The organism is Prochlorococcus marinus str. MIT 9107 (assembly GCF_000759855.1).
GTDB lineage: Bacteria > Cyanobacteriota > Cyanobacteriia > PCC-6307 > Cyanobiaceae > Prochlorococcus_A > Prochlorococcus_A marinus_N.
Genome location: NZ_JNAI01000003.1, coordinates 111,535 through 131,287 on the forward strand (window position 1 = coordinate 111,535; position 19,753 = coordinate 131,287).

Here is a 19,753-nt window from a genome sequence, read left to right on the forward strand (position 1 = left end):
TACTTACTTTTTTTCTATTTCTAATAGGTTCTCTATCCATAAATTAAGTTGTTTTGAAAGTATTCCTTCTTCTCTCATTTTGATTGCCTTTATAACGACTTCTGTGTTTACCCACTCTGGAAACCTTTTCAGCATTTATTTTAATATTCAGTAACTTTAATTTGGTACAAATTTTTATAAAGACAAGATCTAAGTAACAAATTTAATCTTTAATGTTTGATTTTGTACCTAATCTAGAAAGCTCAGATGAGGTATGTTCACTTTCTACATTTTTTAATCTTTCAATTAACTCAGTGAGATCTTTGTGGGCTAACTCCCCATTTTGCTCCCATTTTAGGGACCTTGAGTTACTATCAATTTTTTCTTTCATTGTTCTATTTAAGTATTAAGAATATAAAACGAAAACAGGAAAAATTTGGTTATTGTTTCAAGCCTAAACTTAAAAAATTATGAAGATTTTTAATATAAAAAAAATTTATCTTTTAACCACCACCAACTATTGAAACGATTTCTAAATTATCCCCATCTTTAAGTTTAACTTTTTCCCATTTTGTTGAATTAATAATTAAATTATTTAACTCTACGACAATTGTGTTGGGTTTATATCCCATTAAATTTAGAGCTGTAGATAGTAGAGCATTTTCTTGATCAAGTTCTATTTTTTTTTCTTCTCCATTTACTTTAATTTTCATGAGACAACTCTTTTAGGATTATATTAGCGTCTTCTCTCGGATCTTCAGAATTCATTAATTGCGAAACTAAGGCAATTTTTTTAAACCCATTTCTTCTTAAATATGAAATATTATTTGACTTGATTCCTCCGATAGCAAACCAAGGAATATTTAAATCTTTTGTTAATGTTTTGATCTTTTCAATACCTATAGGTTTTTTGTTCTTTTTTGTAGCAGTTTCAAATACTGGTCCTATTCCTATGTAATCACAACCCTCCTCAAGAGCATTAGAAATATCAATTTCATTATTTGCGCTTATACCAATGATTTTTGAATATCCTAATAATTTTCTTGCGTTTTTCAAATCTAAATCATCTTGTCCAAGATGAATTCCATCTGCATTAGATGCTAGAGCTATATCAAGTCTATCGTTAACTATGAATAACGAATTATATCTTTTACATAGATTTTTGATCTTAATTGCTTCTTGAAGATGATCTTTATCAGTTCCCTTTTTAAATCTATGTTGAATGATTCTTACTCCCGCAATTAAAATCTCTTCAATTATTTCTAATAAATTTTCCTTTTGATCTGTGATAACGTATAAGTCATTTTCTTTTAATATTTTCTCCGACTTCCTGGATTTGCTTAAGCTTAATAGATCGATTTCTATAGTATAAATTTCATATCTAATTTCCGAAGCGATTTTTGAAAGTTCATGATTATGTAGCCTTGAGAATTCCTCTATGACTCTCAATGCTTCTTGAACTCTGCCGGAATTAGAACTTACAATTTGCTCAGGGGTTTTTCTTTTGATTTGCTCTTGATGAGTCAACCCCTTGCATTTGTCCTCAAGGTGATTTCTAGATTGTTTATAAACTTCTAAATGATTTTTTCCTAAAATTTGTCTAAAATTTTTAATCCTTTCAACATATTTTTCTTTGCCCAGACCAAATCTAGCCCAATCTTCAAGAACTCTTAGTCCCTCTCTAGCTCTATCAAGATTTGCATCAATAATTTGAAATGTTCTTAAATCTTCAGACTTTATAGAATTGAAATCTTGCATATATAGTTTATTTTTGGGAATTTTTAAAAATTTTTAGGGCATTATCTCTATCTTTTTTAATTTGATTAGAAAGTTGATTTATATTCTTGAACTGTATTTGAGATCTAAGCTTTTCAACTGGTTCTACAGCTAGATTTAAACCATATAGATCTATATCTTTATTAATTAAATGAACTTCAACTGCAGATGGCAATAAAGGATTTATTGTTGGTTGAGAACCAAGGTTCATAACAGATTCAATCTTTTGGTTGGAATTTTCTATAGTTGTCCATGCTGCGTAAACTCCTTCCCCAGGTAAAAATTTTCTACCATCTATTTCAAGATTTGCGGTAGGCCATCCTATACTTTTCCCAATTCCTTTACCTTTAACAACCTTCCCATTAAAATTATAAGGCCTATTAAGAATTTTGAAAGCATTTTTAAGATCACTTTTCTCTAATAAATCCCTTATTCTGCTGCTGCTTATTCTACCTTCTTTGTCTTCTAAAATTGGAGTAATTTTTAGTTTAATGTCCGTATCTTTAATCATATTTTTTATAGTATTTATGTCTCCACTTCTTTTAAAACCAAATTTAAAATTAGCACCCACAGAAATATTTTTTGCTTTTAATTGATTTATCAAAATATCTCTTACAAATATTTCTGCACTTAATTTGGATAGTTCTTTATCAAAAGGAATAAGAACTAATTGTTCAATCCCGAGATCTTCAAGAATAGGTAGTTTTTCATAAGGAAGATCAAGTCTAAGACGCGTCTCTTTATATAACACTTCTCTAGGATGAGGCCAGAAGCTTGCAATTGTTGGGGTATATTGATTTTCTTCAACCACACTTTTTATTAATTTTCTGTGGCCAGCATGTAGGCCATCAAAACTTCCAATAGCTATTGAAGTAGGATTCTTAACTTCAGATGGAGATATTAAAGAGATCAAAAGATTACGTGCAATTTTATGATTTTGATGGCAAATTTGAATAGATTATAGTTTATTCGATCAAATGAATGTCTGACAAAATTGATTTTCAGTCCCTTTCATTTGTAATGCGGCGCATTGGATGGATACGCTTTTGGGTTCAATCCATTTTAGGTGTTGTTGTTGCAGCTGTTTTGCTTTTTTCAAATGTTGTAAATAATAGCGAAGGACAGCTTAGCTTGGCGCCTGGTCTATCAATTACAACAATTTCTCTAATTTTACTACTTTTTAGTCTTTGGCAAGGTTGGTTAATAGTTAGAACAGGAAGAGCAATCGCAAGCAACGCAAGACCCTCAAGAGGACAAACAAGTAAATTAATAAAAAGAGGTCTAATAGTTGATTTGTTAGGAATTTTGTTTGGATTAATTGGATATCAAGCTCTTATGGGCGCCTTATTTATACAAGCATCTTCTCAGACGACTGGACAATTGATAACAGCGACATCTGATATCCCAATTACTGGACTTGAAATATTATCAGTTCTCAGCAACACGCAAGTTATTGCTGCTCATTTTTTTGGACTTTGCTTTTCTTTATGGCTTTTAAGAAGGATTTACAAATGAATTATTAATTTTAGGTAAGTCTTCTAAATTACCCCTCCAAAACAAATCTGGTTCTACAGGTGTAAGCGATATTATATTATCTTGAATTTGAGATACATCACTAGGCCAATTCTTAGGACCATAACCTTTTGATTTGAGATCTAAAACCACCTCACCTGCTAACCAATAATAATCATCACCTCTCGGGTCTTCTCTTTTTGAAAATTGATTTTTATATTTTCTTATTGATAATCTTGTCCAGGATAATTCTTTTATTTTGCTTTTCTCGCAAGGGGGTATATTCAAATTTAATAGAAGCGAAGCTGGCCAGCTATCCTTGATGGCTTGTTCGGCAATGTTCATTGCAATTTCTCCAGCAAATTCAAAATTCTTCCATTTAAAACTAGCTACACTTATTGCCATGGAGGGAACATTTTCTAAAGTGCCTTCCATGGCTGCAGCAACTGTTCCTGAACAAAAAATATCTGTTCCTAAATTGGGACCGTGATTTATTCCAGAGAGAACTAGATCTGGTTTTTTGTCCAAGAGTTCAGATAGTGCTAATTTGACGCAATCAGCAGGCGTGCCCGAACATCCCCAAGCTTCAATTCCTTCTCCAAATAATTCGTCTGCTCTTTCCACTCTTAATGGAGACTGTAAAGTGAGACCATGACCAGTAGCTGATCTTTCTTGGTCAGGACATACTACTTTAACCTTATGCCCTCTTTTTTGAGCTGATTTTGCTAAAGCTCTTATCCCCGCGGCAAAAACACCATCATCATTGCTAATTAATATATTTAACGGTTTCATTAATCAATTAATTTTATTTATGGACGATATTTAAGTAAAATAAAGCCATACTTATTTTTACTATATCAGTGAGTCAGATTGAATCATTAGGTCAAATTGAGGAAAAACTAAATAATCTTTCTCTAAAAGCAAAAAATAATATAGATAATGCTAATACTCATGAAGAACTGGATCAATTAAGAGTTTCCTTGCTAGGGAAAAAAGGTGATTTATCAATTATCTTGAAAAAAATGGGTCAACTATCTGCTACTGATAGACCAATTGTTGGTCAGAAGGCAAATTTAATAAAGATAAATTTGCAAGAATTAATAACTGATAGAAAAAATCAACTAAATAGTGAAGCCTTAGACAAAAAGATTAAAACAGAAAAAATTGATGTAACTATCCCTTCAATTGGAACCCCCCCTGGGAATAAACATCCTTTAATTTCAACTCAAGATGAAATAATAGATATTTTTTGTGGTTTAGGATACTCAGTTGAAAGTGGCCCTGAAATAGAAACTGATTTTTATAATTTTGAGTCTCTTAACATACCCAAAAATCATCCAGCAAGAGATATGCAGGATACTTTCTACTTAGATGAAAATCGACTTTTAAGGACCCATACTTCTCCTGTTCAGATAAGGTACCTAGAGAAAAATCCACCTCCAGTAAGAATTATTGCCCCAGGGAGAGTCTATAGGAGAGATGCTGTAGATGCTACTCATTCCCCTGTATTTAATCAGGTTGAGGTTTTATGTATCGATCAAGATATTAATTTTAGTCATTTAAGAGGAACAGTTCTTACATTTTTAAAGACATTTTTTGGAGATATTCCTGTAAGATTCAGGGCTAGTTATTTCCCATTTACTGAACCTTCGGCAGAAGTAGATGTTCAATGGAAAGGTAAATGGTTAGAAGTAATGGGATGCGGCATGGTAGATCCGAAGGTTTTAGACAAATTAGGAATAGATTCTGAGAAATGGACCGGATTCGCAGCTGGATTAGGAGTTGAGAGATTTTGTATGGTAAGACATCAGATTGACGATATCAGAAAATTTTATACAAATGATCTTAGATTCTTAGAACAGTTCTAATAAAATTGAAATTTTAAATTAGGATTGTCCAGCAAATTAGTTTAAGATAGTCATAGTTTTAGTTTTTTGATTGGGACGTAAAGCAGGGCTAATCGTTAATGATGGGAAAGAACTTGCTGTTCAAACTGCAAGTTCTGTTCAGAAAAAATTGGAAAAATCCAATTATCAAGTTGTAAGGGTTAGTAGCTCTGGTGGAATGGTTGGATTCGCCAATCCTGATCAACATGTTCGTCCTTTGGGATATACGAACTGTGTACCGGAGGGGTTTGACTCTTCAATGGAATTTGCAATTGTTCTTGGCGGAGATGGAACCGTGCTTTCTGCAGCAAGGCAAACAGCACCTGCTAAAATTCCAATCCTTACAATAAATACTGGACATTTAGGCTTTCTCGCGGAAGCTTATTTATCAAATCTTGATGAGGCAATAAATAAAATCATTGCTGGAAATTGGGATATTGAAGAAAGAACATGTTTTATTATTAGTGTAATGAGGAATGATCAAAGGAGATGGGAGTCTCTTTGTCTTAATGAAATGGCTCTTCATAGAGAACCTCTGACAAGTATGTGTCATTTTGAGATTTCTATAGGGCGACATGCTCCTGTGGATATCTCAGCTGATGGAGTAATTTTATCTACTCCAACTGGTTCTACGGCATATTCATTGAGTGCTGGAGGGCCAGTTATTACGCCTGATTGCCCAGTCGTGCAATTAACTCCAATTGCTCCACATTCATTGGCATCTAGGGCACTGGTTTTTAATGATTCAGAGCCAGTAACAGTTTTCCCCGCAACTCCTGAAAGGTTGGTAATGGTTGTTGACGGAAATGCTGGTTGTTATGTTTGGCCTGAAGATAGAGTTTTAATAAGAAAAAGTAAACACTCAGTAAAGTTTATTAGACTGGAAGATCATGAATTCTTCCAAGTTTTAAGAAATAAACTAGGTTGGGGTTTGCCCCATGTGGCTAAACCTAACAAATAAAAATTATTCAAATTTATTTTTTTCCTTTTAGTAGAAAAATAGGATTATTTGGTTCTAATCGCATTCCCTCGGCGATACTTAAGCTTTTATAAGTCTGAATTAAATTTAAATTTGTTTTGAAATTATTATCTTCTAATTCCTTTTTCAATTCTTTAATATTGTGAATGTCAATTATTGGGATAACAATAATATCTCCAATACTCATACCCTCAGCCAGGGTATTAATAATTTGAAGTTTAGTCTTTTTATCACATCCTCCAATTACTAATCTATTTGGTTTTTCAAAAGAACTTAAATTTCTCGTATTCAAAGTATTATTTATGTCTTCTTCAAAAATAAATTTTGGTTCAACACCAAGTCTTTTTGAGTTTTCTAATATTAATGCTTTTGAACCAATCCTTTGATCTATACAAAACAAATTTAAATTAGGCCTTAATTTTAATGCCTCTAAACCAATTGACCCACAACCTGCTCCTATATCCCAAATGACACCATTTTTCGGGAGCTCTAAATCAGCTAAGATTTGAATGCGAACCTCCCTTTTAGTAAATAAATTTGGTCTATCATCAAAAGTTTTAAAAATATGGTCACTGATTCCAAAAAGAGGGAGATTATGGTTTGAGTAAATTTTCTTTGTTTGTGTAAGTATAACAATGTTCAAACTTGATATATCAGAGGGTAATGACTCTTTAAGATTTAATTTTCTTATATTTTCATTGTCAAATCCTAGCTCTTCACAGAGCCAAATATCATATAAGTCAATCAGATTTAATTCGGATAAGTTTTTTTTGATTATTTCTAAACTTCTCTTATTTGAATCTGTAATAATGGTCAAACTTTTCGGCCTTGCTTTAAGAGCCCCAATTAACTTAGTAGAATCTCTGCCGTGAATACTTACGCTAACAGAATCTTGCCATGGGATCTTTAACTTATTAAATGCTAATTGAATGCAAGTATTTGAAGGGTAGAAACTTAATTCATCTTTTTTAAAGTTTTCTAGTAGTATTCTCCCAATTCCAAACCAAAGTGGATCTCCTCTCGAAATTAAAATAACATCTGTTTTTTGAGATCTAAGCCAGTTAAGAAGCTCGTTATTACTGTTGCTTGAAAAAAATGATTTCTTTTTTCCTAAATCATTTTCGCTCCATGATTTAATTTCTTCAAAATATGAATTGGGAACAGCAATATTCTCTGTCTTTAAAAATAGATCTTGTAATTTGGAAGATAAATCTCTAAATATATATGAATTAATACCTACTACATGAATTTTTCTATTAACTTCGGTCATAAATATTTAATGAAAAGGAACTAAATTGTTTGAATGTTGTATTAAATTATCTTATTATTATTCGAGTTATCATAGTAAATTAATTGTCTGAAAGGAGAAAGAGATTACATGATTTATTGTTAACTCTAATTAATAAAGATAGTGAATTTGAGTTTATTGAAGAAGATTCTAGTGATTTAACATCTAGCTATTCTGAAAAAGACACTTTGAATTTATCTCGAGTTATAAAAAAAAATCGTAAAATAATCAAAAGATACCAAGCTATTGTTAGAACAGCTGTAACTCTAGATGCTCTGATGGATTCTGAAAATGAAGAAAATTACAAAATCAAATAAAAATATTTTTTTAAAAGGAATATTACCTTTACTTTTACTAATATCCTTTGTTTTTAGCCCAATAAAAGTATCTGCAGAAGTGGCAGAAACAGAAATAAATGGAGAATTAATAAATGCTAGCAGTGAGTTTTTAAGGGACCTGGACTTTGAAACTTGGCAATTAGTAGCTTATAAATCTCCACTTTTTGAAGATAAATTGATCTTGAGGGTAATAGGATATCCAGGTAATCTTAGGATTGATCATCCCACAGGATTAAATGTTGAATCTGGAAGAAAGAAATGGATCTTAGATGACAAGACATTACTTAACGTGGCATTAGCAAATGACGGAAGGCAAGCTGCTGCCGAATTTGATCTTGATGAGCTTATTCAAACAATAGATAAAAATAGACCATTAAGACTATCTTTGTCAGGTGTTTTTTCAGAGTTACCTGTTCCTCCCTTTGTTGTTAAAGAGTGGAGATCATTAAACTGAATTTGATTTTTGAGGATGTCTAAAAAAAATGTAAGCCATGCAAAATGGATGAAAAGAGCAATTTTTTTGGCTTCGTTAGGTAGAAATACAACGAGTCCCAACCCTAATGTAGGAGCGGTAATACTTGATAAAAATGGAGATCTTATTTCAGAAGGATTTCATTACAAGGCTGGGATGCCTCATGCTGAGGCAATGGCTTTTAATAATCTAAAAAAAGATGCTAAAGGAGGATCAATGTATGTAAATCTTGAACCTTGCTGCCACCATGGTAAAACACCTCCATGTGTAGATAAGGTCATATCCTCTGGGATAAAAAAGGTATATGTATCAATTGAGGACCCTGATAAAAGAGTCTCTGGTAAAGGTATTAAGCTGCTAAAAGAAGCTGGAATACAAGTTCACTTAGGATTGTGTAAAAAAGAATCCTTAGATTTAAATAAGGCTTTCATTCATAAGAATATTACTAAAAAGGCATTTGGTGTTCTTAAATGGGCTATGAGTATTGATGGAAGAATAGCTTTAAAAAATGGGAAAAGTAAATGGATTACTAATGAAGAATCGAGGTCATTAGTTCACTATTTGAGAGCAGAATTTGATGCAATAATCATTGGTGGAAACACTTTAAGAAATGATAACCCACTTTTGACTACTAGAGGTTCAAAAAATCCTGAGCCTTTGCGAGTTGTTTTTACAAAAAGTTTGAATCTGCCTTCAAAATCTAATCTTTGGGATTGTAATAAGGCAAAAACTTTAGTTATTTATGATTCTTCTACAGCAAATGAACATTACCTCACAAGGATTCCGAAATGTGTGGAGGTTGAAAAGGTATCGTCAGATAATCCAGAGTTAATTTCAAAAATACTTGCTAAAAGAGGGTGTAATAAAGTTCTTTGGGAATGTGGCCCTAGATTGGCTACCGCAGCTATCCAATCTAATTGTATTCAAGAAATTATCACTTTTATTGCTCCAAAAATTTTAGGTGGAGAAAATAGTATGAATCCCTTTGGTGATTTTGAGTTTAAAGAAATGCATGAAATTATTAAATTAAGAGCTTCTCAGTTTAGTTTGATTGGGAATGATATATGCGTTAAGAGTTCATTTGAAAATTAATTTTTATACTAATTTCTATGGGTCAATATATCGTACGGTTCTTACCCAAAAAAAATAATACAGATACGGAAACTATTCATTTAGTTTATAATAAGTTCAAAATTGATCACAACCATGCCAATAAGACAAGACGATAATCAACCTAATAGAAGATTTGGAATTGTGAATATAATTTTGATAGGAGTTGGAGCATTACTTCTTTTTAGTAGCCTCTTCCCTAATCAAAATATGCAAATTCCCAGGGTTCCTTACTCTTTATTTATAGATCAGGTTAATGATGGAGAAGTTAAGCGTGCATATATAACTCAAGAACAAATTAGATATGAGTTAAATGGAGCTGAAGAAGGTGCACCTTCAGTTTTAGCAACAACTCCAATTTTTGATATGGACCTCCCCCAAAGGTTAGAAAGTAAAGGGGTTGAATTCGCGGCTGCTCCTCCGAAAAAACCTAATATTTTCTCAACTATTTTGAGCTGGGTAGTTCCTCCTTTAATTTTCATCCTTGTTTTACAATTTTTTGCTAGAAGAAGCATGGGAGGTGGAGGTGCCCAAGGAGCTCTAAGTTTTACCAAAAGTAAAGCTAAAGTTTATGTCCCCGATGATGAATCAAAGGTAACATTTGCCGATGTTGCAGGAGTTGATGAAGCCAAGGATGAATTAACAGAAATAGTTGATTTTTTGAAAAAACCAGAAAGATATACTGATATAGGAGCTCGTATACCTAAAGGAGTTCTTCTTGTAGGACCTCCAGGAACAGGAAAAACTCTTCTTTCAAAAGCCGTAGCGGGAGAAGCAGAAGTTCCTTTCTTCATTATTTCGGGTTCTGAATTTGTTGAACTTTTTGTTGGTGCTGGTGCTGCAAGAGTTAGGGATTTATTTGAACAAGCTAAGAAAAAAGCTCCTTGCATAATTTTTATTGATGAATTGGATGCTATCGGTAAAAGTAGATCTGGTTCTATGGGTGTCGTTGGCGGAAATGATGAAAGAGAACAAACTTTGAACCAGCTTCTTACTGAAATGGATGGTTTTGCTTCTGCAGATAAACCAGTAATAGTTCTTGCAGCTACTAACCAACCAGAAGTCCTTGATGCTGCTTTATTAAGGCCTGGAAGATTTGATAGACAAGTGTTAGTTGATAGACCAGATTTGTCTGGAAGAAAGACAATTTTAGAGATATACACCAAAAAGGTTAAATTATCAGATTCTATTGATTTAGATTCTATAGCTCAAGCTACAAGTGGTTTTGCTGGTGCAGACTTGGCGAATATGGTTAATGAGGCGGCTCTACTAGCAGCAAGAGCCAAGAGAAAAAGTGTTGAGCAACAGGATTTGAGTGAAGCGATAGAAAGAGTTGTAGCTGGTTTAGAAAAGAAGAGTCGTGTTTTGCAAGATGATGAGAAGAAAGTTGTTGCCTATCATGAAGTTGGTCATGCAATCGTTGGTCATCTTATGCCTGGGGGGTCAAAAGTTGCGAAGATTTCAATTGTACCGAGAGGGATGAGTGCACTTGGTTATACTCTTCAACTGCCAACTGAAGAAAGGTTCTTGAATTCAAAAGAGGAGCTAAAAGGACAAATAGCTACACTACTTGGAGGAAGATCTGCAGAGGAAGTTGTTTTTGGAAAGATTACAACTGGTGCTTCAAATGATTTACAAAGAGCAACTGATATTGCAGAACAGATGGTAGGTACATTTGGTATGAGTGATATCCTTGGTCCACTTGCTTATGATAAGCAAGGTGGTGGGCAATTTCTGGGGAATGGAAATAATCCAAGAAGATCTGTTAGTGATGCTACTGCTCAAGCAATAGACAAAGAGGTTAGAGATCTTGTTGATGATGCGCATGAAACTGCACTCAATATTTTAAGGAATAACTTACCATTACTTGAATCGATTTCTCAAAAAATTCTTCAGGAAGAGGTTATAGAAGGAGAAGATCTGAAAACTCTCTTAGCAGAAAGTAAAATGCCCGCATAGTAGAATCTAGATCTAACTAGAATTATTCATGATAAAACCAAATAAGCTTGCTAATAATAATTTTCTATCAAGCCTGGATGTATCAACAGATGAAGCTTTACATATTCTAGAACTTGCAAAAAATTTTAAAAATAAAAGAATAGATATTGATTCAAATAATAAAGTTTTAGGCTTAATTTTTGATAAGTCATCAACTCGTACAAGAGTTAGTTTCCAAGTTGCTATGTCGAGGCTTGGTGGAACCACTATCGATCTCAATCCGACAACATCGCAAATAGGAAGAGGAGAGCCAATTAAAGATACTGCAAGAGTTCTAAGTAGATATTGTGACGTTATAGCAATTCGAACATTTGATCATTTAGATTTGGAGGAATATGCAAAGTGGTCTACGAAGCCAGTTATTAATGCTCTTACAGATTTAGAACATCCTTGTCAGGCCTTAGCAGATTTTTTAACAATTCAAGAGGAATTTCTTGATTTTAAAGATGTAGTTTTGACATTTATTGGTGATGGCAATAATGTCGCAAATTCTCTTATTTTATGTGGGGCATTATTAGGAGTAGAAGTTAGAATTGCCTGCCCTAAAGGTTATGAACCTAACTCTTTGGTGCTTAAAAAAGCATATGAAATTTATAAAAATAAAGATTTACTGAAAATTACTAATGATCCTAACATTGCTGTTTTAGGAGCAAACGTTATCTATACAGATGTTTGGTCATCCATGGGTGAAGAAAATAAAAAGGCAGAAAAAGATAAATCTTTTAATGGATTCACTATTGATAGTAATTTAGTTAGTAAGGCTAATAAAGATGCTATTGTTCTACATTGCCTTCCTGCTTATAGATCTAAAGAGATAACTGATGAGGTATTTGAAAGTAAAAAAAATAGAATTTTTGGTCAAGCAGAAAATAGATTGCATGCTCAACAAGCACTTTTGGCTTGTCTTCTTTCATAGCATCACTTGCAAACTTAATTTTTAAATGATACAAATGTATTAGAGTATATTTGTTTTAATGACATCTCCTGTTGATAGCGATCTTACTGATGCTCAAAATGAGCTTTATGGATGGATCAAGGATTATATGAAAAATTTTCAACATAGTCCATCTATAAGGCAAATGATGCAAGCAATGGGATTGAAATCGCCTGCACCTATTCAAAGTCGTTTAAAGCATCTTCAGGAAAAAGGCTATATTTCATGGCAAGAGGGCAAAGCTAGAACACTTCAAATTGTTGATGAAATAATAGAAGGAGTTCCAATTATGGGTTCTGTTGCGGCCGGTGGATTAATTGAGACGTTTTCAGACATTAATGAAAATTTAGATATTTCTGATGTTTTAAAGAAAAAGGATGTATTTGCTCTTACCGTTAATGGTGATTCAATGATAGATGCATATATAGCGGATGGAGATATGGTTTTGATGGAGCCAATTACTGATTCATATACTTTAAGAAATGGAACAATTGTTAGCGCAATGGTTCCAGGTTTAGGAACAACTTTAAAGTATTTTGTTAAGAGAGGAGGAAAAATATTTCTAGAAGCAGCAAATCCAGCTTATGACCCTATTGAACTAAATTTAGATGAAGTTGTTTTTCAAGGAAAACTTTTAGCAGTTTGGAGGAAAATTTAAAGTTTGTAATGATAATAAATAGAAATATTAATTAAATTGTTCAAGTTCTTAATTTAAAAAGATAAATAAAATTTCAAAATTCTGAAGAACCCTGAGGAACCTATATTTTTCATATTTATGTTGATCAGTAATCATTGAATTTGTATCACAACTTGTCCAGCGTTCATATTGAAAGCTTTATATTTAAACTCATTGCTTTCAAATACCTCTATAAGTGCTTTATATTCTCCCTCTTTCCAATTAATGTGATTATAAAGCTCATCAAAAATAATTACACTCCCTTTTATAAGAAATGGTTTAATTTTTTCTAATGTGAATTTTGTTGGATTATAAATATCCATATCCAAATGAACAAAATTAATTTTAGGGTTATGATTTTTTAAAAATTGATCAAGTGTATTTTCAACATAACCAATTACTGGATTAACGTTTTTATTTAATTTAGGTAATTTACCTCCTAAAGATAAACTTCCTTTTGGAGCATTGCCTTCCCATTCCTCTTTGAAACCATGAAAACTATCAAATGCGTAGAATTCCTTGACAAATTTTGAGAAAAAATTAGCGCTTTCCCCTCTCCAAACACCAAATTCTAGAGAATAGGTTGCATCTGTATTACTCATATCATTTTCCAAAGCTAAATTTATTGCATAATTTCTAATTGATTTGATATCAAAAAACCTTTGGCTACTTTTTAATTCATTTGAAAATACATCCCAAATTTCTTCTGACTTTTGTTTATTAAGCCTATTTATTAAACTATCTTCTTTAAATTCTGTAGGGGTAAGATAATAAAATATTCTAGATAATTTCTCAAGTAAATTTTTTACTAGAAGATTTTTATTTAAAGATTTCATCTTGAATAACTAAATTGTTTTAACAACGTGATCATTTTATTCGATTTATTTATTAAATGTAGAATGTTAAGGGTTCAAAATACTTAAAAAAAAATAATAAAGTAATTTTATTTACATGTGTGCTCTACTAATTTGAATATAAAATTTTTGTTTTACAAAACTGATCTTAGAAGTCTATTTTTTAATTAAAACAATGTTAAGAAGTACTAGATAATTTTAATTCATAATTCAGTTTATTTTCTGCACTAGAAAAGCTAGGAATATATTCAATCTAACAAAATTTATCTACATTAAAATTATGATCTATTTGTGACATCAGTAATTCTTATAATTATTTATGTAATGTAAGTATTAAATTTTTTACCTTGAAAAAATACTTTTAGATTAAATATTTTATACATCCTTTTTGGAAATAAATTAAATATATTCTTAGCCTAATAAAAGTTCAGGCTCGAAATGCTCTAATTATTGAATTAAAATAAATTAAAACTTATAGAAATATAGACTCAGAGAAAATTACTTTTGTGTTTTACAATAAAACAATATATAAATTATTATTATTTTATTCTTGGTTTTAGAATAATTAATTTAATTTTAAATGATACCTTAGTCCCATAATTATGAAAAAATTTCTTAGAAAGTTTATTAATAGGCATTCATTTTTTATAGCTTTTGTTTCGATATTGTTTTTCCTATCAACTTATTTAAACTCTAGAAACTTAGTACCTAGTAGAAACCCGAATTATCAAAATATTAGTAAAAGTCTTAGTGAAATTAGCTTCATCAATAGTTTTTTCTTTTCAGTCAAAGAAATCTCTCTTTTTGGTATCGCAGAGGTTTCAATTTTAATCCTTACTATCGTTATTATTGTTTATAATCGTCTATATTTTATTAACTACTACAATAAATTTTCTTATTATTTGAAAATTTTATTATTCTCATTATTGACTTTTGAAGAATTGAGTTTTTTGACTGAAGATAGGTTCAACTTTTTAGATTCTTTTAATAATCAAAATGAGCTCAATCTACATAATTCTAATTTTCTAAGTATATACATATTTGATTTTGTCCCAATCTTCGGAAAGGTTGGTTTGATTACATTTTTAGTTACAATTCTGCTTTTTATTATTGGATACGGGTCATTTTTTAAAAAATTAAATAAATTAAATTTCATATTTCTTGAGAGGAGAAATTCTTTTTATAGCAATTTATATTTTTTAAATTTATTTTTATCTAACGCAATTATCTATTTTTCTTTGACAGAATTTTATGGATCATTAATGCAAGTAAATCCAGGTTATATTTTTAATTTAGAACTGGTTGAATTCTTTTTATACTCTTTATTTCTTATTGACACTATAGATAAGCTTAAATTAGTTAAAAAATAAAAATTTATTTTAATCATTAATTAAAGAATTTATAAAAATTAAAATATAAGTAGTATTTATTCTGAATTTCTATTAAGTCTAATATCAAAAGAAAATTAAACTCTAATAAATTTATATATTTTACGATCTTATTATCATATTTCCTTTAAATTGCCTACCTTTATATTAAATAAAAAAATTAAAATATCTTTGCGATGACTTATTAGTAATTTGACTTTGCTATGATTTATATTTTTTAAATTAAAAATTTAAGCACCTTTTTTTTAAGTCCTTGATTAAATTCATTTGCTCAAAAATAATTAGCTTATTAATTTGCAAAATTAGAAAAACTTTTTAGAGTTTTTATTTACATATACTACATACATAAAAAAATTTAAAAAGCTTATTTAAAATAAACTCTAAAATTTTATTATTTTTAAAAATAATCTTTTATCTTTTAAGTTCCAATATTATTTAAAAAATTGAGGATGTTTCTTGGTGTATAGTTAATTAAATAAATCCTTTTCAATTTTACATGCGAAAAGCAATTAATTTTTTTGAGACATTAAATATAAGAAATAAATGGATAATAATTTTTTTCTTATTAGTAATTCCCAGAGTTATCTATATAGTTTTTAATTCAGTCAAAACTGATGATTCTTTTTTTTATCTTGATGTAGCTGAAAATATAGGAAAAGGATGCGGATTTTCCTTCACAAATAATACAGGAGAATGTCAAGTTTTAACTGGAGGCTATTTACCAGCTTTTCCATATTTTATTTGGTTTTTGAAACATATAGGTTTAGTTGATAAATTTATTCCAATTATTGTATCAATACTTGCAATAATGTCTGTTTTTTATTTATTGTTTACTCTCCAGAAAAATGGTTTAAAGCAAGAAAAGACATATCCTTTGGCTCTTATTTTAGGATTCTCTCCTATAGCTTTTGGTTATTCAAGATATATTTTAATCGAGCCTATACTTTATATTTTTAGTGTTCTATTATTGGCAGAATTTATAAATCTAAGAAAAAATACAAAGAACTTTAAATTTATATATTTAAGAATTGTACTTCTCACTATCATTGCAGTTTTTTTTAAACCTACATCAATAGCATTAATTATTCCTCACTTCCTTGTTATTTTAAATTCTTATGGAATTAAGAGATTTATAAAATCATTTATTATTTTTTCTTTAGCATTAGTTTTTTTTATTATGCCTTGGGGACTTAGAGATATTCAATATGGAGGACATACCCCTTTTAAAATTAATCCCACTAATGGTCCAGAAAATATTCGTGGATTAAGAAGTTGGTTGTCTACATTTTCCTTAACAGAATATGATCATGCATCTACTTTATATCCTATTTATAATAGAGAAAATGGTGATAGAAAAAAAATAGTAATTAATACTAAATGGAATCCTTTTATTTCCGAAAATGATTCTGACTATAAAAAAGTTATTAAAATACTATATAAAGATGAACCTTCAATAAAAAGGGGATTTAATAAAGATGAAGAAAAGATTTTCAAAGAATTAGCCAGAAAGAGATTAGAAAAAAATGGACTTATAGGAAATACATCTTTATTTATAATTAAATCTTTAAGTGTTTTAATGAATCCATTAAACTCTTGGGGGTGGCCTTTAGCGATTGGATTAGATGCAAAATTTTCAATATTAAATAGTTCATTATTAATCAAACTCCTATTCAAATTTATTATTTTTGTTTACAGAATTATTCTTTTTTCTTTTTATTTTAAATATTTTTTTATTTTTATTAGATCATTGAATCCTCTTAAACTTGTATCTAAAAATAATATTGATTTAATTCAAAATAACTATATTTTAATTGGAAGTTTTTTACTTCTAATGGCAAATATAATTATGCATATTGGAATTTTTCACTTAGTAGAGCATAGATATTTTTATCCAGTAATGCCATGGATTGAATTTTTAGTATACTCTAAACTTATAAATAGTCCCTCTTTAAAATTAGCAGGTTAGTTTTTTAAAAAATTATTGTTGATTCTTCCATGTTTTGATTCCAAAAAAGGATTAAACCAATTTAATAGGTTAAATGAATACATATATATTTCACTATTATTTATAAATTTTTAAAATGTGGAATAATATAATAATTAAAAGTAAAAAGCATTTGAACAAAAAAATAAAGATATGTCTTTCCTCTTCTGCTTTCGATGGATTATTTTGCTTTTTCACTAATCTTGCTTTAGCAAATCAAAATATTTTCTTTGAAGAAAAATTACGCTTTATAGAAAACGTTAATTTTGTTAATCTTCATAATAAAGAATTTAAAATTATAGCTTGCGAAGAAATTTCAGTAATAATTAGATTACCTTCATGGGTAATAGATATGAGAAATATTTATATACATTATAATGCAATTATTTTGGGGCTTAATGTATGGCGAATTGGAATTGATAAATGAGGATTTTAGTAACAGGTGGAGCCGGTTATATAGGAAGTCATACAGTTAAAGCCTTAATTGATAAAGGACATAAACCTATAGTTATAGATAATCTTGTATATGGGCATAAATATGTTGTAACAGATATTCTTAAAGTCCCCTTAATCGTAGGACAAGTGGGTAATAAAAAACAATTAATGAAAATTCTTTTAGGAGAACATGAAGATTTAAAAGGGACAGTTCATGAAGGAAAAACTATTGAGGCAGTAATGCATTTTGCCGCATATGCATATGTTGCAGAATCTATGGAAAATCCTCTTAAATATTATTTGAATAATGTTGTGCAATCGACCATATTATTAGATGCAATTTGTGATTACAAAGTAGTTAAAAAAACTTTCAATAACCTTCCAATACCAATTATTTTTTCTAGTACATGTGCAACTTATGGAATTCCTAAAGAATTTCCTATTACAGAAAAAACAAAGCAAAAGCCTATAAATCCATATGGAAAAAGTAAATTATTTATTGAAGAAATGATTAAGGATTTAGGACGCTATTCGAATCTTAAAAGTGTTATTTTAAGATACTTTAATGCCGCTGGAGCTATGCCTGACTCTTCCTTAGGTGAAATGCATAAACCTGAGACTCATCTTATTCCACTTGTTATTCAATCAGCATTAGGAATGAGGGATAATATTGAAGTTTTTGGTAATGATTATGAAACAAAAGATGGCACTTGTATTAGAGACTATATTCATGTTTGTGATCTAGCAGATGCTCATGTTAGTGCCTTAAGTATTTTCTCAAATGAAAGCAAATCAAATTATTTAAAAAATAAAGATAATTGTTTAGTTTTTAATTTAGGAAATGGTTATGAGGTCTCTGTCCAAGATATTATTAATATTGTTCAAAAGATATCAAATAAGAAGATAAAGGTTATTTTTTCTCCTAGAAGATTAGGTGATGCTCCAAAATTGATAGCATCATCTATTAAAATTGAGAAAATTTTAGGATGGAAACCAAAATTTAATAAAATAGAAAAAATAGTTGAAGATTCATATAATTGGCAAAAAAAGAATATTAAAAGATATTTAAACTTTTAAATCAATTTCAATTATTTCCTGTTACCTTTCTAATATCTCAAAAACAACTTTACTTTTAAAAAGAAAGATTTTTAAGGAGCTTTTATTTTATTATTTCTCTAATTAAATATGTAGGTCTTTTTTTGGATTCAAGAAAGATTCTTGAAATATATTCGCCAATTATACCTATTGCAAATAATTGAACTCCAGATACAAAGAATATCGAAACTATAATAGACGTATATCCAGGAACATCATTGGGAGAAAAACCTAAGATTTTTATTGTTAATATATTTTGGATAATAAGTATTAACATAATTAATAGACTTACTAAAGAAACTAAGAATCCGAAAGCGCTTGTTATTTTTAAAGGCCTATCACTAAAATTAAAAATCCCATCAGAAGCTAGTCTAAGTAATTTTCTAAAATTATACTTTGGGGATCCTGCATATCTTGATTCTCTTTCATAAGGAATACCTAATTGCCTTAATCCAATATATGATCTAAGACCTCTAATAAACCTATTTTTTTCAGGTAAGTCATTAAGCTTTTTTAACGCATTATTTGTCATTAAACAAAAATCACCCGAATCAATAGGAATATATATATTACTTAAACTTGATAAGATTTTATAAAAGAATTTATAAGAAATTCTCTTCAAAATAGATTCTTTTCTTTTCTTGCGGATTCCGTAGATAACATCATATCCTTTTTCTGCAGTTTTTATGAATTCGTTTATTACTAAAGGCGGATCCTGAAGATCGCCATCCAATATAGCAATTAAGTCTGAGTTTGCATAGGCTAGTCCTGCAGTTAAAGCCTCTTGATGGCCAAAATTCCTTGTAAGACAAATACACTTTATATTTATTCCATCTTTTATGTAACTTTTTATAATACTGACAGATTTATCTGAAGAGCCATCATCAATAAAAACTATCTCAAAATTCTTTAAATTATTTTTGTTAAAAGCTTCAATTATTTTCTTTATAATTATTGGTATATTTAATTCCTCATTAAATATTGGTATTACATAGGAAATAGTATTATACATCTAAAATCTTAATAGTTTGTACTTATTTATATTATCT

At 29.8% G+C, this 19,753-nt stretch carries 21 protein-coding genes; 12 read left to right on the plus strand and 9 right to left on the minus strand.

The genetic code is table 11. The features are described 5' to 3' along the window. Nucleotides 1-3: 3 nt before the first annotated feature. From EU92_RS10255 to EU92_RS06855, 5 genes are all read right to left on the minus strand, one after another. Complete coding sequence (locus EU92_RS10255) at nt 4-135, minus strand: hypothetical protein (protein WP_275040514.1); 132 nt, start codon at nt 133-135, stop codon at nt 4-6. Nucleotides 136-202: 67 nt separating this feature from the next. Next, nucleotides 203-370: a hypothetical protein gene (locus tag EU92_RS09840; RefSeq protein ID WP_193741718.1), complete on the minus strand. Its 168-nt coding sequence runs from the start codon at nt 368-370 to the stop codon at nt 203-205. 112 nt (nt 371-482) lie between these two features. Further along, on the minus strand, nt 483-692 hold the full coding sequence (thiS, locus tag EU92_RS06865) for a sulfur carrier protein ThiS (RefSeq protein WP_032513072.1): 210 nt from the start codon (nt 690-692) through the stop codon (nt 483-485). Continuing rightward, complete coding sequence (locus EU92_RS06860) at nt 682-1,737, minus strand: thiamine phosphate synthase (RefSeq protein WP_032523350.1); 1,056 nt, start codon at nt 1,735-1,737, stop codon at nt 682-684. The genes thiS and EU92_RS06860 overlap by 11 nt, the downstream gene beginning before the upstream one ends. Before the next feature lie 7 nt (nt 1,738-1,744). Next, nucleotides 1,745-2,668, minus strand: coding sequence for a bifunctional riboflavin kinase/FAD synthetase (locus EU92_RS06855; protein WP_032513070.1), 924 nt, complete (start codon nt 2,666-2,668; stop codon nt 1,745-1,747). A 68-nt stretch (nt 2,669-2,736) separates the two neighbouring features. On the opposite strand from EU92_RS06855, the gene EU92_RS06850 reads away from it, so the two are divergent. Further along, on the plus strand, nt 2,737-3,270 hold the full coding sequence (locus tag EU92_RS06850; protein WP_032513068.1) for a DUF3611 family protein: 534 nt from the start codon (nt 2,737-2,739) through the stop codon (nt 3,268-3,270). Here EU92_RS06850 and surE read toward each other — a convergent pair. Continuing rightward, a complete protein-coding gene (gene surE, locus EU92_RS06845; RefSeq protein ID WP_032513067.1) occupies nt 3,250-4,059 on the minus strand; it encodes a 5'/3'-nucleotidase SurE in 810 nt (269 codons plus the stop codon). The two genes, EU92_RS06850 and surE, sit on opposite strands and share 21 nt — an antisense overlap. Nucleotides 4,060-4,127: 68 nt before the next feature. Here surE and pheS point away from each other — a divergent pair, with 68 nt between their 5' ends. Further along, nucleotides 4,128-5,135 (plus strand): phenylalanine--tRNA ligase subunit alpha, encoded by a 1,008-nt coding sequence (pheS, locus tag EU92_RS06840; RefSeq protein WP_032523521.1) that lies wholly within the window; start codon nt 4,128-4,130, stop codon nt 5,133-5,135. A gap of 70 nt (nt 5,136-5,205) precedes the next feature. Continuing rightward, nucleotides 5,206-6,114 carry an NAD(+) kinase gene (locus tag EU92_RS06835; RefSeq protein ID WP_032513064.1) on the plus strand — a complete coding sequence of 303 codons (909 nt, stop codon included), beginning with the start codon at nt 5,206-5,208 and terminating at the stop codon, nt 6,112-6,114. A 13-nt stretch (nt 6,115-6,127) separates the two neighbouring features. Here the strand turns inward: EU92_RS06835 and EU92_RS06830 are convergent, their stop codons facing one another. Continuing rightward, nucleotides 6,128-7,402 carry a bifunctional cobalt-precorrin-7 (C(5))-methyltransferase/cobalt-precorrin-6B (C(15))-methyltransferase gene (locus EU92_RS06830; RefSeq protein WP_032513063.1) on the minus strand — a complete coding sequence of 425 codons (1,275 nt, stop codon included), beginning with the start codon at nt 7,400-7,402 and terminating at the stop codon, nt 6,128-6,130. 83 nt (nt 7,403-7,485) lie between these two features. Here EU92_RS06830 and EU92_RS0108825 point away from each other — a divergent pair, with 83 nt between their 5' ends. The 6 genes from EU92_RS0108825 to lexA all read left to right on the plus strand — a co-directional run bounded on the left by EU92_RS0108825 (nt 7,486) and on the right by lexA (nt 12,930). After that, nucleotides 7,486-7,737 carry a hypothetical protein gene (locus tag EU92_RS0108825; RefSeq protein WP_032513062.1) on the plus strand — a complete coding sequence of 84 codons (252 nt, stop codon included), beginning with the start codon at nt 7,486-7,488 and terminating at the stop codon, nt 7,735-7,737. Further along, on the plus strand, nt 7,712-8,212 hold the full coding sequence (locus EU92_RS06825; protein WP_032513061.1) for a DUF3122 domain-containing protein: 501 nt from the start codon (nt 7,712-7,714) through the stop codon (nt 8,210-8,212). The genes EU92_RS0108825 and EU92_RS06825 overlap by 26 nt, the downstream gene beginning before the upstream one ends. Before the next feature lie 15 nt (nt 8,213-8,227). Beyond that, the gene (ribD, locus tag EU92_RS06820; RefSeq protein ID WP_032513060.1) at nt 8,228-9,322 is read left to right on the plus strand and encodes a bifunctional diaminohydroxyphosphoribosylaminopyrimidine deaminase/5-amino-6-(5-phosphoribosylamino)uracil reductase RibD; all 1,095 of its coding nucleotides are present in this window, start codon (nt 8,228-8,230) and stop codon (nt 9,320-9,322) included. Nucleotides 9,323-9,436: 114 nt separating this feature from the next. Further along, on the plus strand, nt 9,437-11,299 hold the full coding sequence (gene ftsH / locus EU92_RS06815; RefSeq protein WP_032513059.1) for an ATP-dependent zinc metalloprotease FtsH: 1,863 nt from the start codon (nt 9,437-9,439) through the stop codon (nt 11,297-11,299). A 28-nt stretch (nt 11,300-11,327) separates the two neighbouring features. Beyond that, nucleotides 11,328-12,254, plus strand: a complete 927-nt coding sequence (gene argF, locus EU92_RS06810; protein ID WP_032513058.1) for an ornithine carbamoyltransferase — start codon at nt 11,328-11,330, stop codon at nt 12,252-12,254. Nucleotides 12,255-12,312: 58 nt separating this feature from the next. Then, the gene (gene lexA, locus EU92_RS06805) at nt 12,313-12,930 is read left to right on the plus strand and encodes a transcriptional repressor LexA (protein WP_032513057.1); all 618 of its coding nucleotides are present in this window, start codon (nt 12,313-12,315) and stop codon (nt 12,928-12,930) included. Between the two features lie 131 nt (nt 12,931-13,061). Here the strand turns inward: lexA and EU92_RS06800 are convergent, their stop codons facing one another. Next, complete coding sequence (locus EU92_RS06800) at nt 13,062-13,784, minus strand: class I SAM-dependent methyltransferase (protein WP_032513056.1); 723 nt, start codon at nt 13,782-13,784, stop codon at nt 13,062-13,064. A 1,902-nt stretch (nt 13,785-15,686) separates the two neighbouring features. On the opposite strand from EU92_RS06800, the gene EU92_RS06790 reads away from it, so the two are divergent. From EU92_RS06790 to galE, 3 genes are all read left to right on the plus strand, one after another. Beyond that, on the plus strand, nt 15,687-17,156 hold the full coding sequence (locus tag EU92_RS06790; protein WP_032513053.1) for a hypothetical protein: 1,470 nt from the start codon (nt 15,687-15,689) through the stop codon (nt 17,154-17,156). A 115-nt stretch (nt 17,157-17,271) separates the two neighbouring features. Beyond that, nucleotides 17,272-17,601 (plus strand): hypothetical protein, encoded by a 330-nt coding sequence (locus EU92_RS06785; RefSeq protein WP_032513052.1) that lies wholly within the window; start codon nt 17,272-17,274, stop codon nt 17,599-17,601. Further along, nucleotides 17,598-18,686, plus strand: coding sequence for a UDP-glucose 4-epimerase GalE (gene galE, locus EU92_RS06780; protein ID WP_032513051.1), 1,089 nt, complete (start codon nt 17,598-17,600; stop codon nt 18,684-18,686). Before EU92_RS06785 ends, galE begins: the two co-directional genes overlap by 4 nt. An 82-nt stretch (nt 18,687-18,768) precedes the next feature. Here the strand turns inward: galE and EU92_RS06775 are convergent, their stop codons facing one another. Then, nucleotides 18,769-19,716: a glycosyltransferase family 2 protein gene (locus EU92_RS06775; protein WP_032513050.1), complete on the minus strand. Its 948-nt coding sequence runs from the start codon at nt 19,714-19,716 to the stop codon at nt 18,769-18,771. Nucleotides 19,717-19,753 lie beyond the last annotated feature (37 nt).

Excerpts from the sequence above, each read along its gene's own strand:
- EU92_RS06790 (WP_032513053.1), top strand. The coding sequence starts at position 15,687 with ATGCGAAAAGCAATTAATTTTTTTGAGACATTAAATATAAGAAATAAA.
- EU92_RS06825 (WP_032513061.1), top strand. The coding sequence starts at position 7,712 with ATGAAGAAAATTACAAAATCAAATAAAAATATTTTTTTAAAAGGAATA.
- EU92_RS06830 (WP_032513063.1), bottom strand. The coding sequence starts at position 7,402 with ATGACCGAAGTTAATAGAAAAATTCATGTAGTAGGTATTAATTCATAT.
- lexA (WP_032513057.1), top strand. The coding sequence starts at position 12,313 with ATGACATCTCCTGTTGATAGCGATCTTACTGATGCTCAAAATGAGCTT.
- EU92_RS06860 (WP_032523350.1), bottom strand. The coding sequence starts at position 1,737 with ATGCAAGATTTCAATTCTATAAAGTCTGAAGATTTAAGAACATTTCAA.
- EU92_RS06850 (WP_032513068.1), top strand. The coding sequence starts at position 2,737 with ATGTCTGACAAAATTGATTTTCAGTCCCTTTCATTTGTAATGCGGCGC.
- EU92_RS09840 (WP_193741718.1), bottom strand. The coding sequence starts at position 370 with ATGAAAGAAAAAATTGATAGTAACTCAAGGTCCCTAAAATGGGAGCAA.
- thiS (WP_032513072.1), bottom strand. The coding sequence starts at position 692 with ATGAAAATTAAAGTAAATGGAGAAGAAAAAAAAATAGAACTTGATCAA.
- EU92_RS10255 (WP_275040514.1), bottom strand. The coding sequence starts at position 135 with ATGCTGAAAAGGTTTCCAGAGTGGGTAAACACAGAAGTCGTTATAAAG.
- surE (WP_032513067.1), bottom strand. The coding sequence starts at position 4,059 with ATGAAACCGTTAAATATATTAATTAGCAATGATGATGGTGTTTTTGCC.
- argF (WP_032513058.1), top strand. The coding sequence starts at position 11,328 with ATGATAAAACCAAATAAGCTTGCTAATAATAATTTTCTATCAAGCCTG.
- ftsH (WP_032513059.1), top strand. The coding sequence starts at position 9,437 with ATGCCAATAAGACAAGACGATAATCAACCTAATAGAAGATTTGGAATT.
- EU92_RS06775 (WP_032513050.1), bottom strand. The coding sequence starts at position 19,716 with ATGTATAATACTATTTCCTATGTAATACCAATATTTAATGAGGAATTA.
- EU92_RS06785 (WP_032513052.1), top strand. The coding sequence starts at position 17,272 with ATGTGGAATAATATAATAATTAAAAGTAAAAAGCATTTGAACAAAAAA.
- ribD (WP_032513060.1), top strand. The coding sequence starts at position 8,228 with ATGTCTAAAAAAAATGTAAGCCATGCAAAATGGATGAAAAGAGCAATT.
- galE (WP_032513051.1), top strand. The coding sequence starts at position 17,598 with ATGAGGATTTTAGTAACAGGTGGAGCCGGTTATATAGGAAGTCATACA.
- EU92_RS06800 (WP_032513056.1), bottom strand. The coding sequence starts at position 13,784 with ATGAAATCTTTAAATAAAAATCTTCTAGTAAAAAATTTACTTGAGAAA.